Annotated in this window: 9 protein-coding genes; 2 read left to right on the forward strand and 7 right to left on the reverse strand. The window is 60.5% G+C overall.

Annotated elements, in window-relative coordinates:
- Nucleotides 1-10 precede the first annotated feature (10 nt).
- Together BKD70_RS10010 and BKD70_RS10015 are read left to right on the forward strand one after the other, a co-directional pair.
- Complete coding sequence (locus tag BKD70_RS10010) at nucleotides 11-1138, forward strand: efflux RND transporter periplasmic adaptor subunit (RefSeq protein WP_047273465.1); 1128 nt, start codon at nucleotides 11-13, stop codon at nucleotides 1136-1138.
- Entirely contained in the window at nucleotides 1135-4221 is a 3087-nt protein-coding gene (locus tag BKD70_RS10015) for a MexW/MexI family multidrug efflux RND transporter permease subunit (protein WP_047273464.1), read from the forward strand. Before BKD70_RS10010 ends, BKD70_RS10015 begins: the two co-directional genes overlap by 4 nt.
- A gap of 64 nt (nucleotides 4222-4285) precedes the next feature.
- Here BKD70_RS10015 and BKD70_RS10020 read toward each other — a convergent pair whose 3' ends face one another.
- From BKD70_RS10020 to BKD70_RS10050, 7 genes are all read right to left on the reverse strand, one after another.
- A complete protein-coding gene (locus BKD70_RS10020; RefSeq protein ID WP_240478032.1) occupies nucleotides 4286-6868 on the reverse strand; it encodes a DUF2235 domain-containing protein in 2583 nt (860 codons plus the stop codon).
- A 32-nt stretch (nucleotides 6869-6900) separates the two neighbouring features.
- Complete coding sequence (locus BKD70_RS10025) at nucleotides 6901-7434, reverse strand: DUF3304 domain-containing protein (protein ID WP_070415364.1); 534 nt, start codon at nucleotides 7432-7434, stop codon at nucleotides 6901-6903.
- The gene (locus tag BKD70_RS10030; protein WP_047273450.1) at nucleotides 7419-7949 is read right to left on the reverse strand and encodes a DUF3304 domain-containing protein; all 531 of its coding nucleotides are present in this window, start codon (nucleotides 7947-7949) and stop codon (nucleotides 7419-7421) included. The genes BKD70_RS10025 and BKD70_RS10030 overlap by 16 nt, the downstream gene beginning before the upstream one ends.
- A complete protein-coding gene (locus BKD70_RS10035; protein ID WP_047273449.1) occupies nucleotides 7934-8455 on the reverse strand; it encodes a DUF3304 domain-containing protein in 522 nt (173 codons plus the stop codon). The genes BKD70_RS10030 and BKD70_RS10035 overlap by 16 nt, the downstream gene beginning before the upstream one ends.
- Nucleotides 8452-9261, reverse strand: a complete 810-nt coding sequence (locus tag BKD70_RS10040; RefSeq protein ID WP_047273448.1) for a DUF4123 domain-containing protein — start codon at nucleotides 9259-9261, stop codon at nucleotides 8452-8454. The genes BKD70_RS10035 and BKD70_RS10040 overlap by 4 nt, the downstream gene beginning before the upstream one ends.
- 42 nt (nucleotides 9262-9303) lie before the next feature.
- Nucleotides 9304-11379 (reverse strand): type VI secretion system tip protein VgrG, encoded by a 2076-nt coding sequence (locus BKD70_RS10045; protein WP_047273447.1) that lies wholly within the window; start codon nucleotides 11377-11379, stop codon nucleotides 9304-9306.
- Between the two features lie 660 nt (nucleotides 11380-12039).
- Nucleotides 12040-13434, reverse strand: coding sequence for a PhoH family protein (locus BKD70_RS10050; protein WP_047273446.1), 1395 nt, complete (start codon nucleotides 13432-13434; stop codon nucleotides 12040-12042).
- Nucleotides 13435-13672: the final 238 nt, after the last annotated feature.

Below are 13672 nucleotides of genomic sequence, written 5' to 3' on the forward strand. Positions count from 1 at the left end.
GAAGAAGATCATGCCTCACGTCGCTGCAAGCACTCGTCCGCTGATCCGGCGCACAACCCTTTGGGCCCTGATTGCTCTCGTACTTGCCGGCGTGGCCTGGGGAGTCTGGCGCTGGCAACAGCCTGCCCCGGCCGGGTATGTGGCGGCCCCGATCAAGGTGGCCGTGGCGCCGGTCAGTCGCCAGCCCTTCACCCGTTACCTGGAGGCCATCGGCGAGCTCGAAGCGGTGGAAGAAGTCAGCGTGCCGGCCGAAATCGGCGGGCGTATCGTCGAGCTGCCCATCGAGTCCGGGCAACGGGTCGAGCGTGGTCAAGTGCTGGTGCGTCTTAACGATGCCCCCGAGCGCGGGCAACGGGTGCGCTTGCAAGGTCAGGTGGACAACGCCCGCGTACGCCTCGAACGCCTGCAAAAACTCATTACCTCCAACGCCGTGTCGCGCGAGGCCCTGGACGATGCCCAGGCCGAATACACCACCGCACGCGGGGCCTTGCAGGAACTCATGGCACAGATCGAGCAGCGCACCATTCGTGCGCCCTTTGCCGGCACGCTGGGTATTCGCAAAGTGCACATGGGCCAATACGTGAACCCTGGCGACACCCTGATCAACCTGATCGGCAATAAAGGGCTGTTCGTCAATTTCAGCGTGCCCGAAAAAGCCCTGGCGCACTTTAAGACTGGCAGCCCCTTGCTGATTGAACTCGATGCCCTGCCCGGCCAACCGGTCACGGCGGTGGTCAGCAGCGTCGACCCGTTTTTGGACCGCACCCGCACGCTGAGCGTTCAGGCACGCCTGCAAGACCCGCCTGGCGCAGCACTGCCGCGCATGTTTGCCCGTGTGCGCCTGCCACAGGCCATGCCGGAAAACACCCTGAGCCTGCCGGAAACCGCCGTCACCTACAGCGCCTATGGCGAAGACGTGTACGTGGTGCAACCGGCCCGTGATGAAAAAAGCGCGCCCACGGTACGCCGCGTGTCGGTCAAGACCGGCGAGCGGCGCGATGGCCGGGTGGTGATCGACAAGGGCCTGTCGGCCGAGGACCAGGTCGTGACCTCGGGCCAGATCAAGCTCAGTGATGGCGCGAGCATCGAACCGGTGACCAGCGCCGCGCTGGCCGTCGAAGCAGGAGCGCAAAAGTGAAATTCACTGACATTTTCGTCCACCGCCCGGTGCTCGCGCTGGTGGTCAGCCTGATGATCCTGCTCGCCGGTCTAAAAGCCTGGATGGGGCTGCCCGTGCGCCAGTACCCGCTGCTGGAAAGCTCGGTGATTACCGTCAGCACCGATTACCCCGGCGCGCCCGCCGAGTTGATGCAAGGCTTCATCACCCAGCCAATCAACCAGTCGCTGGCATCGGTGGAAGGCGTCGATTACGTCAGTTCATCGTCGGTGCAGGGCCACAGTGTGATTACCCTGCGCATGGCGCTTAACGAAGATTCGGCCAAGGCGCTGAGTGAAGTGATTGCCAAGGTCAATCAGGTCAAATACCGCCTGCCCGAGCAGGCCTATGACCCGGTCATCGAGCGTTCGGCCGGGGACTCCACGGCTGTCGCCTACGTCGGCTTTTCCAGCGACACCCTGTCCGCCGCCGCCCTGACCGACTACCTCAGCCGCGTGGTGCAACCGTTGTTTTCCACCCTTGAAGGGGTGGCCAAGGTCGACACGTTTGGTGGCCAGCGCCTGGCCATGCGCGTGTGGCTCGACCCGCAGCGCATGGCGGGCCACGGCATCAATGCCGATCAGGTGGAACAGGCGATTCGCGCCAACAACTTTCAGGCCGCACCGGGGCAGATCAAGGGCCACTACGTGGTGTCCTCGATCCAGGTCAACAGCGACCTCAACACCCTCGATGAATTTCGCGACATGGTGATCAGCAACCGTGGCGACCACCTGTTGCGCCTGCGCGACATTGCCGAGATCGAACTGGGCTCGGCCGCCTATGAAACCAGCGCCCTGATGGACGCCAAACCTGCGGTTCACCTGGGCCTGTACGCCACGCCCAAGGGCAACCCGCTGCTGATCGTCGAGGGCATCAAGCGCCTGCTCCCCGACATCCAGAAGACCCTGCCGCCCGGTGTCGAGGTGGCGCTGGCGTTCGAAACCGCGCACTTTATCGAAGCCTCGATTCTGGAAGTGCTCGAAACCCTGCTCGAAGCGATCCTGATCGTGGTGGTCATCATCTTCCTGTGCCTGGGCTCGTGGCGCACCGTGCTGATCCCGATCCTCAGCATCCCGCTGTCGATGCTCGGGGCGCTGGCGCTGATGGCGATGTTCGGGTTCAGCATCAACCTGCTGACCTTGCTGGCCATGGTGCTGGCCATCGGCCTGGTGGTGGACGACGCCATCGTCGTGACCGAGAACATTCACCGTCACATCAAGGAAGGCCGCGCGCCGCTTGACGCCGCATTGGTTGGCGCACGGGAAATCGCCTCGCCGGTCATCGCCATGACCATCACCCTGGCCGCGGTGTACATGCCCATCGGTTTGATGAATGGCCTCACCGGGGCGCTGTTCAAGGAGTTTGCCCTGACACTCGCGGGCGCGGTGCTGGTGTCCGGCGTGATCGCCCTGACCCTGACGCCGGTGATGTGCGCCAAACTGCTGCCGCCCGGCCAGAGCGAAGGGCGCATGAGCCTGCTGGCCGAGGGTTTCTTTCACCGCCTGTCGCGCCTGTATCAGCGCGGGCTGGTGCATTCGCTGCGCGCACGCGGCGCGGTACTGGCGTTCGGCCTGCTGGTGCTGCTGAGCCTGCCGCTGCTATACGGCCACGCGGACAAGGAACTGGCGCCCAACGAAGATCAGGGCAACCTGCTGCTGGCGATCAAGTCCCCGCAACACGCCAACCTCGACTTCGTGGAGCGCTACGCTGCCCAACTGAGCGAACTGCTGGCCCGGATCCCGGAAACCACCAGCACCTGGATCATCAACGGCACCGACGGGGTTGCCGCCAGCTTCGCGGGGATCAACTTCAGCGAATGGGGTCAGCGCGACCGCAGCGCGGCACAGATCCAGAACGAGCTGCAACAACAGGTGGACGCCGTGGAAGGCAACTCGATCTTCGTCTTCCAGATGCCGCCCCTGCCCGCCTCGACCGGCGGCCTGCCGGTGCAACTGGTGATTCGCAGCACCGAGGATTACCGCGCGCTGTATCAAGCCATGCAAGACATCAAGGAGCAGGCGCGGGCCAGCGGCCTGTTCGCGGTGGTCGACAGTGACCTGGACTTCAACAACCCGGTGACTGAAGTGCGCATCGACCGCAGCAAAGCCAACAGCCTCGGCATTCGCCTGCAAGACATCGCCAGCACGCTGGCGGTGTTGGTCGGTGAAAACTACACCAACCGCTTTGGTTTGCAGGGCCGCTCCTACGACGTGATCCCGCAGACGCAAGCCAAACAGCGCCTGACCCCGGACGCGCTCAACGGCTTTTACGTCAGCACTGACAGCGGTGTGCAAGTGCCACTGTCGACCGTGGTCAGCCTGCACAGTGACATCCAGCCCAACCGCCTCAAACAGTTCAACCAGCAAAACTCGGCCACCTTTCAGGGCATCCCGGCCCCAGGCGTGAGCCTTGGCGAAGCGGTGGCCTTTTTGGCCAATCAGAGCGCACAACTGCCTGCCAGCTTCAGCCACGACTGGCAATCGGACTCGCGGCAGTTCATCCACGAAGGCAACGCGCTGATGATGACCTTCCTGTTCGCCATCATCGTCATTTACATGGTGCTGGCCGCACAGTATGAGAGCCTGCGCGACCCGCTGATCATCCTGATCACCGTGCCCCTGTCGATCTGCGGCGCCCTCATCCCGCTGGCGCTGGGTTGGGCGACGCTCAACATCTACACACAGATCGGCCTGGTGACGTTGATTGGCCTGATCAGCAAACACGGGATTCTGATGGTCGAGTTCGCCAACGAACTGCAACAGGCCAGTGGCTGCTCCCCGGCCCACGCCATCATCCGCTCGGCGCGCATCCGCCTGCGCCCGATCCTGATGACCACCGCCGCCATGGTCGTGGGTCTGGTGCCGCTCCTGTTCGCCAGCGGCGCGGGCGCCAGCAGCCGCTTTGGCCTGGGGATCGTGATTGTGGTGGGGATGGTCGTGGGCACGCTGTTCACGCTGTTTGTGCTGCCGTCGATCTACACCCTCATCTCAACACGGCACACGGCGCCGGTGACCCACGGGGTCTCCCTTGAAAAAGCCCCCTGCGGCGAGCCTGAAACCGTGTAAATCCCTGCGGAACAGGGCCAGCCAGGGCCAGCCAGGGCCAGCCAGGGCTGGCCCTCAACCGGCGCTACACAATCGAATCGATGTCCAAAAAGTAGGGTTTGCCGTAGACGTGGCCGCCGACCAGTTCGGCAATCGCCTGCTCAATGGGGTCGATTTCCACAGGGCTTGGCCAGCGGGATTTGCGGGCGGCGGTGCGAGCCAGTTCATCGGTGCTGGGGACGGGGATTTCGGCGGGTTCGCCTTTGAGGATGGCGATCAGGTCTTCGGTCGTGGCTGTGGCTTCGCTCAGCAGCGGCGCCAGCGGCAAGGCCTGGGCGGCTTTGACGGCGCTGGCCGTGTCTTTGCTGAAGGCGCGGATTGAGGTCAGCCCTTCAACCATGGGCAGGGCGCGGCGCGTGACGGTGTCAAACGCGCTGATGCTCGGGAAGCCCACTTTGCCGCGAAACACCGGGGTGCCAAGGGTCGGGATCATCAGCCCCACCAGAAAGCGCGGGTCATGGCGTTTGACGCTCAGGCCGACGCTGGCCACCGCCAGCGCCACGCCCACCACGCGCTCAGTGGTCACCAGCAACGTCAGTTCGTTGTTGGACTCGGTGTCGAAAAAGATGTTGCGATAACGGAAGTAATCACTGAACAACTCGCGCTCATTCAACTCCGCGTTCATGAACCAGGCGCGGGAGTCATGCACATGCTCATCGAACAGGCGGATGATCGGCAACACACTGTCGTTCAACGCCTTGCCATCATGGCCGAACAGTTGCCCATAACGGATCTCCCCATCCCTGCGCATGTCGGCATAGTGCTGCGCTTCATCCTGCTCATTGGTCATGTAGACCAACCCGCCGAGAAACGTGTTTAACAGCGTTCCGAAGCCGACAAACTCGCTGGCGTCCAGGTTCCATTCCGGCACGTAGTCACGTCGAAAATCGGCCATGGCGTTGCGCAATTGCCGGTATTCAAGGGACGGTTCGTACACCTTGCTGGTGTTGAACCTCTGCACGGGCGTGGTCTTGCTACGTTCCTCGTACTTCTTTTTGATGGCTTCGTGGGCTGTTTTTTCAGCCAACTGCACCTCGGTCAAAACGGGAGCAGGCGCGCCCGCCAGCGCGGCCGCGTCTGCCTTGAGTTGCATGCCGTGCAACGCTTTGAAGGCCTTGACCTCGTCAGAGCTCATGTCTTTGGTCGCGCCATCCCTCATCACATCGCTGTACGACTGCGTGTGAGGGGCACAGCCCTTGGCGTAACGGCTGATCCGCCACCCGGTGATCAACCCCGCCTCGCGCCTCATCACCTCCTCCAGCGGACCGTTGTCCATGGCATTGAGCCAGGCGTTGAAACGGGTGATGACGGTGGGGCCTACCTCGAACTCACGAAGGGTGGTTCCATCCATAACCAGCCATGGCCAGCGCGTTTTCAATTCAGGTTCCAACGCTGGTTCAGGGGCTTGCAATGGCGCCCCGACCTTGTATGCCTCGCTGTACATATGCTGCAGGGCAATCTGCGACACCACCTCATACATGCCCTTCGATGCCTTGCCCTGATCGCCGGGCGGGTAACCGCCGCCCACATCCGAGTGCATGCCGGGGTAGATGTACTCCGCCGTACCGGCGCGGTAAGTGGACGGACACATCGGGTCGTCCGGGTTGGCTTTGCGTCGAATGGAATCCACCGGGAAGCAACTGCGCTGCTCGTGGGCCGCCACCATATGCACGCAATGCTCAAGGAAGGCCTCGTCATCGCTCAGGCGCAGGCTGCCATCGGCCCAGCCCATGTGCCCGGCGGCAAAGGGCACCATATACGGTAACCCCACCGACGCCACGGTATCGAACAGGCCCATGAACACGATCTTGATCGGTAGGCCAGCGAACAGGTAACACGTGCGGCCCTCCACCTCCACCTTGGTCAGGGCCTCCAGCCAGTTGGCAAACGTCCGCGCCTGGGCTGCGCCACGGGAAAAGCCATACACGAACAGGCGCACGGCCTTGATTTCAGGAATGGTTTTAGACGCGTGTGCCGCATCAATCTGGCTTTTAAGTTCAGCCAGTGGGGCTGCCAGTACTTCCTGGCGGCGGGTATAGCTGTTTTTGAAAAGCGAAACGCCGAGTAAGTCTTCGGTGAGGCTGGTGCCCATTTTCTGCACCAAGGCATAGGCGTCATCTGTATCCAGATAGGTTTCGCCTGAAGCCCTTTTCAAGGCATCGATCACTCGGGTAATACCCCAGTTGATCCGGTTCTCACCGCCCACCGCCTTTGTCAGGCCGTCACTGTTGGGTTCAAATTCACGTATTTCCTTAAATTCGGTGCCAACGCCTGGCATGTAATAGGCGTAAAAACCCTCACGTCTTACCACTTCATTTTCGTTACGCCCCAAACTCGCGTGGTAAAGACGCGCCACGTTAGTTGTGGTGGAAGGCTTTGCCTCGCTGTCAGACGGTTCATGGTTGTTCGTACCGTCAAAACACAGGCTGATCGTCACAATTTTCATGCACGGGGCGCCCGCGTACGCATGTCCCGCAGCCCAAGCAGCACTCATCGCGGCTTGCTCAAACCCATGAAAGGCCGCTTGTTGCTCTCGGTAATTGCGCAACACATCGCCCGGCGTTTTTGGCAGCAACCCGTCTTCCTTGAAATAAGGAGTGGGGCTCATAAATTCCGGAGCCGGCTTTTGGGAAGATGAATTCATGGTTGTGGGCATGTGGCAGGCTCCTGCATTTTTTGAGGGAATTGATAAGGGTATTTGGGCGTTCCGGGCATCATGAGCCCCGCGGTAACTGCCACTTGGTTGCACGGTAAGAAGTGCACGTTCACAACCCCTAACCGTTCGTACCGTGCAACAGGCACAACGGCTCGATGACGGGTGTAATGCGTTTCGTGCTCGTCCATACGCTTGCGCCACTCATCAGAAAACATCCGTTCCGGCCAACGTCCATAAGCATGCGGATCAGGATCCTTCTCCCACTCAACCACCACCGTCAGCCCGGGGTGCCACTTCACCGGCAGTGACGCGCAGCAATTCTGTTTGCCACCGCCGCTATAAGGACTAATGTTTGGCCCGCCCCCCCTGTTCACAGAAAACCGGTTAATCGCCGCTGAGGTATGGCTGTATCCCTCGATGGGGGCACCCAGACGCACGGGCTTTGGCGGGGTGCAGCCTTGCAGCGAAAGGCCGCTGATCAACATCAGCCACAAGACTCGAATCAGGACTCTGGACATGTGGCGGGCTCCTGCATTTTTTGTGGGAAGTAATAAGGATATTTGGGCGTTCCGGGCATCATGAGCCCCGCGGTAACTGCCACTTGGTTGCACGGTAAGAAGTGCACGTTCACAACCCCCAACCGTTCGTACCGTGCAACAGGCACAACGGCTCGATGACGGGTGTATTTGGCGGCATGCAACTTATAAGCAGCCCGATAGCCGTCAGTTCCGAGAGGAGGCCAATTCACGTAAGCATGCGGATCAGGATCCTTCTCCCACTCCACCACCACCGTCAGCCCGGGGTGCCATTTAACTGGCAGTGACGCGCAGCAATTTTGCCCACCCCCGTAGCCATACGGCGCCAGATTCGGCCCACCGGCACCGTTCACAGAAAACCGGTGAATCGCCGCCGAGGTATGGCTGTACCCTTCGATGGGTGTCCCCAGACGCACGGGCTTTGGCGGGGTGCAGCCTTGCAGCGAAAGGCCGCTGATCAACATCAGCCACAAGACTCGAATCAGGACTCTGGACATGTGGCGGGCTCCTGCATTTTTTGAGGGAAGTGAAACGGATAATCAGGACGACCCGGATAAGTCGCACCGGCTGAAACGGCTACTTGGTTGCAAGGTAAGAAGTGCACATTGACAAGCCCCAACTCCTCATACCGTGCAACAGGCACAACGGCTCGATGGCGGGTGTAATGCGTTTCGTGCTCGTCCATACGCTTGCGCCACTCATCAGAAAACATCCGTTCCGGCCAACGTCCATAAGCATGCGGATCAGGATCCTTCTCCCACTCAACCACCACCGTCAGCCCGGGGTGCCATTTCACCGGCAGTGACGCGCAGCAATTTTGTTTGCCGCCGCCGCTGTAAGGACTGATGTTCGGCCCGCCGCCCCTGTTCACAGAAAACCGGTTAATCGCCGCTGAGGTATGGCTATACCCCTCGATGGGTGCGCCCAGACGCACGGGTTTTGGCGGGGTGCAGCCTTGCAGTGCAAGGCCGCTGATGACGATGAGCCAAGCTGCGCGGGTCATAAGGCGGCCTTCTTGGGGGTGAGGCTTAAGGGCGGGAATTCGCTCAGTGCGCTGGCGATGAAGGCTTCGTGTTGCGGTTTTTCCAACTGTTGGCGGCTGAGGTTCAGGTGGATGCCTGTCAGGCATCGAATCAGCGCTTCATGGCTGGTAAACCCATGTTGGGCAGGCGTGCAGTCATTTTTTTTGAGCCACTGGAGGGCTGCGCTGAGGGCGTGCAACGGCTGGACCTGCGCTGCGCTTAAGGTCAGGCCGGTCAATGCGCTGTGGTCCTGGGGGTTGATGTCCAGACCGCACAGCGAGGCCTTTTTACCGTCGTGGTCGATCCAGTGCCAGCGGCACACCGGGCCATGGAAAGGCGCCAGTTGTTCAGGGTCGAGTTGCTCGCAAAAATGCCTGAACAGGCGCGTGTCGTAGTAGCGCAGCACGCCGCTGCTGGCGCCTTTGTTCCAGGTTGCCTGGGTGGCGCCACGCAATTGCACGGCCAGTTTGTCGAAAGGCCAACGGCTGATCAGGGCCAGCACGCAAAACTGCGCATGCACGGCGGTGAATAAGTGCGTTGTCGCTGCAATGTGCGCCTGATCCCCCAGGGCGATGCGCAGTAACACCGGCCCCTGATGAGCCAGCGCCTGTTCGGGGGTGTGCTCAAGCAGCCACTGACACTCAGGCGCCGGGCTCAGTGCCAGCAGCGGCGGTAACAGCGCCTCTGGCAGCACGGCGCCGTTAAGCAGCAGGTCCAGATGATCGATTCCGGCACTGCGGGCTTCGCCCATCAAGTGATGCAGCCATTCTTTTGCGTTCGTGGTCATGGCTTTTCCTTCCCTTCTCTTATTGTTTTGGTGACCTGAATATCAACGCGCCACTAACGCTTCGCCCTTGGCCTGCGCGGCGAGTAAACAGTCCTTGCAGACGGGCTTGGGGGGCAGTGGCGTTTGAGGGGCTGGCGAGGCCTGCGCGGTCGGGTCCTGGCCGTGCTCAAGCAAGGACGGCGTGGCCATGAGCCCGAGCATCCCCGGCAGCAACGGGGCGGCAGCCGTGCCGCTGGCCGGAGCACCGCCGATTTGAATCGGGGAGCTGCTGAATATCCCCCCGCCGCCAATGACAATGTGTTCCCCGCCCGCTTTCAGGGTGAGGCTCGCACCCGCGTCGAGAATCAGGTTGGCGCCCGCCTTGATGTGCACTTCTTGCCCGGCTTCGGCCACCAGCGCTTGCCCCACGCGGGTGTGGCTGCTGACGGCAACGTGCAGATAGTCATTGGCCTTGAGCTCGACCTTGCGGTCCGCAGCCACGGTGCGATGGTCCTCGGCTTCCAGCACCACGATGTTGTTGCCGGTGATGGTTTCATGCCGCTCGTTGCCCACCTCAAGGCGGCAGTCGTGTTCGACCTTGCGTTGCATGTCGCGCTGGGCGCGCAGGTAGATCAGCTCCTGACCCGCGCGGTCTTCGAGGTGCAATTCATTGAACCCGGTGCTCTGGGGGGTGCTGCGGCTGCGCAATACCGTGCGGGTCTTGTTGGCCGGCAGTGGATAAGGCACCGGGTGACGGCTGTTGGCCAGGCAGCCGCTGACCACAGGCTGGTCGGGGTCGCCTTCCAGAAAAGTCACCAGCACTTCCATGCCGACCCGCGGGATCGTCACGCTGCCGTGGCTGCTGCCTGCCCAGCTGGAGGCCACGCGCAGCCAACAGCTGGACGTGTCATCCCCCTGGCTTGCGCGGTCCCAATGGAACTTGACCTTGATGCGCCCATAGGCGTCGCAATAGATCTCTTCCCCCGCAGGCCCGGTCACTAACGCGGTCTGACTGCCCAGCACCCGGGGTTTGGGGTAAGCCTGTTTGGGGCGGTAAAACACATCCCACGGCGTGGCCAGGAAGGTGTTGCGGTAGCCCTGCTCGAACGCGTCCGTGTCCGGTTCGAGGTCGCAGGAGGTGCTCTCTTCCAGCACTTGCGGCTGATAACCCTGGTGGTGGATTTCAGTGAGCAGCCACAGGTCGTTCCATTCTTTGCGCGGGTGCCCGGTGAGGGAGAGAAAATGCCCCGTGACCAGCGTCGGCTGATCGCTGTTGCCCTCGGCCTGAAGGTAGTCGGCGCGGTGCCGCTCAAGGGTGCGTCGGGTCAGGGGCTTACCGCGATCTTGCGTCACGAACAGACCGGGATAGTCGTAGTCCTCCAGATCGGGCTGTGGGGTCTGCACCTCGGGACGGTGGTCGGCTTCGATCACAAAACCGGATTTTTCGAAATCGTAATCGCGGCGCGTGACACGGCTGGGGCGGGCTTCAAACCGCACCTTGAACTGCCGAATAACAGGCTCATCTGCCACCATGCCACTGTCTTGTACGTAGGCCGTGGGGCGGCGCAGTCGCGGGAAGACGGTCTGATCATCGCCAAACACCAGCACATGGGACTGTTCGCCATGCTGGAAGTGGTAGTGAATGCCTTCTTCGTGGCAGAGCCGCTGAATGAAGTGCAAGTCTGACTCGTCGTACTGGACGCAGTACGCTCGCGGCGGGTAGCTGGCATTCAATTGGAACTGATAGGTATCGCTTTGAATGCCGTGTTCTTCAAGCACGCAGGCAATGATCTGCGCCACCGTGCGCTGTTGAAAGATCCGCTGGTTGGTGCGATGGCGCAGGTACGCCAGGTGAGGCACCAGCGTCAGGCTGTAGCGGGTCAGGCGCTTGCCCGACTCGCCTTGTTCAATGCGATAAATCTGCCCGTGAATCCCGTTGCCATGGCGGTTGAACGCCAGAAATGCCTGCTGGTGCAGCACGCGTTCAAGGTCAAGATTGGAGCGTTCGCTGACAAGCTCGACCGTGATTGCAAAGGGGGTACTGATCGTCTCCTGTCCATGAAACTTGAGCACGCGCAGGTCATGCTTAAGCCCCTGGATGGTGAGCGTAAATTGCGTTTCGTTGGCTGGACTGAACATCCATGACTCCTCGGGTGAACACCTCAACGTTAGGAACGGCAACCTCCGTGATGAACGAGGGTTGCCTTCAGGCAGCAGGTCGGTCACAACCAACCACAGGTGAACACCCGGCCTCGGCACCGAAAAGCAGCCGACGCGCGTTGGCAGACGCCTTGAAACATGCCCCGGTTTGCACGCGCGTCCCGACAGGGTGTACCCACCCAAATGCAGTGTTCGCAGCGGCAATAATTAGCCCCTGTCGGGGACCCGTGAGGGGCATGTAATTCGGCTCCGCCATGGAGGTTCTCCTTGCTGAAAACAGGCACTTGAGAGACCACACAATCGCTCAAGCGCTGAATCGATTAATCAAGGTTCGTGCCAGCTTTTAGGAATTCCTTTTAAAGCAAACACATAGCGAAATCGGGTTTTTGAGAGGGTGTTTTTGGGGCCAAAAACAGGGGAAAAGTGCGCAAGAAGTTGCGCAGTACTGTGCAACTTCTTGCGCACTCCTCTACAGACCAATAGGCATATGGCCTGTAGCAATGTATTCACAGGTTTATCCACAAATGAGTGCGCAACTTCTTGCGCAGTTGGCCCTTTTCAGCCACGGCGTTTCAAGGCACGTTTTGCCAAAAAAAAGGGCGGCTCATGGCCGCCCGGATCTGGAGTGAAATGACAGGTTTACAGGTGCGATTCGGCGTACTCGGCGAGTATCGAACGAGGCACCCCTTGCAGGGCAATATGGACACCGTTCGGGAAGTCTTTGAAACGCTCCGTCAGGTAAGTCAGGCCCGAACTGGTGGCCGACAGGTAAGGCGTATCAATCTGCGCCAGGTTGCCCAGGCACACCACTTTGGACCCCGCGCCCGCACGGGTGATGATGGTTTTCATCTGATGCGGGGTCAGGTTTTGACATTCGTCGATCAAGATCAGGCTTTGCTGGAAGCTGCGGCCCCGGATGTAGTTCAGGGATTTGAACTGCAACGGCACCTTGCTCAGGATGTAGTCCACGCTGCCGTGGGTGCTTTCATCGTCCATGTGCAGCGCTTCCAGGTTGTCGGTGATCGCCCCCAGCCACGGCTCCATTTTCTCGGCCTCGGTGCCGGGCAAGAAGCCGATCTCCTGGTCCAGCCCTTGCACGCTGCGGGTACAAATGATGCGCCGGTAACGCTTGCTGACCATGGTTTGCTCAATGGCTGCGGCCAGCGCGAGGATGGTTTTGCCCGAACCCGCGGCGCCCGAGAGGTTGACCAGATGGATGTCCGGATCAAGCAGGGCATACAGCGCCAGCCCCTGGTAAATGTCACGCGGCTTGAGGCCCCAGGCTTCCTGATGAAGCAAAGGTTCCTGGTGCATGTCGAGAATCAGCAGGTGGTCCTTGCGCACCTCCTTGATCCAGCCCACGAAGCCCTGTTCGTCGATGATGAATTCGTTGATGTGTACCGAGGGCAGGTTTTCGATCAGTTGCACCTGATGCCACGTGCTGCCATGCCCCTGACGGGTTTCCACCTTGCTGACGCGGTCCCAGAACGAACCGGTCATGGTGTGATAGCCGCGTGACAGCATCGACACGTCGTCCACCAACTGATCGGTGCTGTAATCCTCGGACTCAATCCCGCAGGCCCGGGCCTTGAGGCGCATGTTGATGTCTTTGGTTACCAGCACCACCTGAATCTCGGGCGAGCGGGCGTGCAAATCAATCAACTGGTTGATGATGATGTTGTCGTTAAGGGTTTCAGGCAGCAGCGCATTGGGTTCTCTGCGCTTGTTCATCAGGATCGACAGAAAGCCTTTGGGGCCGCTTTTGCCGCGCTCGATGGGCACGCCCTTTTCAACGTCTTCGGGCGAAGCCACACCCAGCACCTGATCAATCAAACGGATGGCCTGACGGCATTCCGCTGCCACCAGTAATTTGCCGGTTTTGAGTTTGTCGAGCTCTTCGAGCACCGTCATCGGGATCGCGACGTGGTGTTCCTCGAAGTTGAGCAGGGCGTTGGGATCGTGAATCAGAACATTGGTATCGAGTACATAAAGGATTGGCTGGTTGGAGGAAGGCGTACGTCCGTGATCATCCATACTCGGTCACCTTTGTGGGAGCCATTCGACGCAATACCTCAACAGTGCTGCGCCTCGATATGACGGCCTGATCACCTGCCCCGTGGTGTCCTGAAAGACGCCACCTGTGTGGCAGGTTTCGGCGGTCTGTCTTCGTAATACTCCAAAAAGTGTGACAAGAAAAAGTCTTTTTCGCGGCCGGGCACTATTTTTTTCAGAAAGACGAATAGCCCTTGGCACAATGCCAAACCGCTACTAG

It is taken from the genome of Pseudomonas sp. BS-2016 (assembly GCF_001806145.1).
In the GTDB taxonomy this organism is placed as follows: domain Bacteria; phylum Pseudomonadota; class Gammaproteobacteria; order Pseudomonadales; family Pseudomonadaceae; genus Aquipseudomonas; species Aquipseudomonas lundensis.

Excerpts from the sequence above, each read along its gene's own strand:
- BKD70_RS10020 (WP_240478032.1), bottom strand. The coding sequence starts at position 6,868 with ATGAGCCCCACTCCTTATTTCAAGGAAGACGGGTTGCTGCCAAAAACG.
- BKD70_RS10035 (WP_047273449.1), bottom strand. The coding sequence starts at position 8,455 with ATGACCCGCGCAGCTTGGCTCATCGTCATCAGCGGCCTTGCACTGCAA.
- BKD70_RS10040 (WP_047273448.1), bottom strand. The coding sequence starts at position 9,261 with ATGACCACGAACGCAAAAGAATGGCTGCATCACTTGATGGGCGAAGCC.
- BKD70_RS10010 (WP_047273465.1), top strand. The coding sequence starts at position 11 with ATGCCTCACGTCGCTGCAAGCACTCGTCCGCTGATCCGGCGCACAACC.
- BKD70_RS10050 (WP_047273446.1), bottom strand. The coding sequence starts at position 13,434 with ATGGATGATCACGGACGTACGCCTTCCTCCAACCAGCCAATCCTTTAT.
- BKD70_RS10045 (WP_047273447.1), bottom strand. The coding sequence starts at position 11,379 with ATGTTCAGTCCAGCCAACGAAACGCAATTTACGCTCACCATCCAGGGG.
- BKD70_RS10030 (WP_047273450.1), bottom strand. The coding sequence starts at position 7,949 with ATGTCCAGAGTCCTGATTCGAGTCTTGTGGCTGATGTTGATCAGCGGC.
- BKD70_RS10025 (WP_070415364.1), bottom strand. The coding sequence starts at position 7,434 with ATGTCCAGAGTCCTGATTCGAGTCTTGTGGCTGATGTTGATCAGCGGC.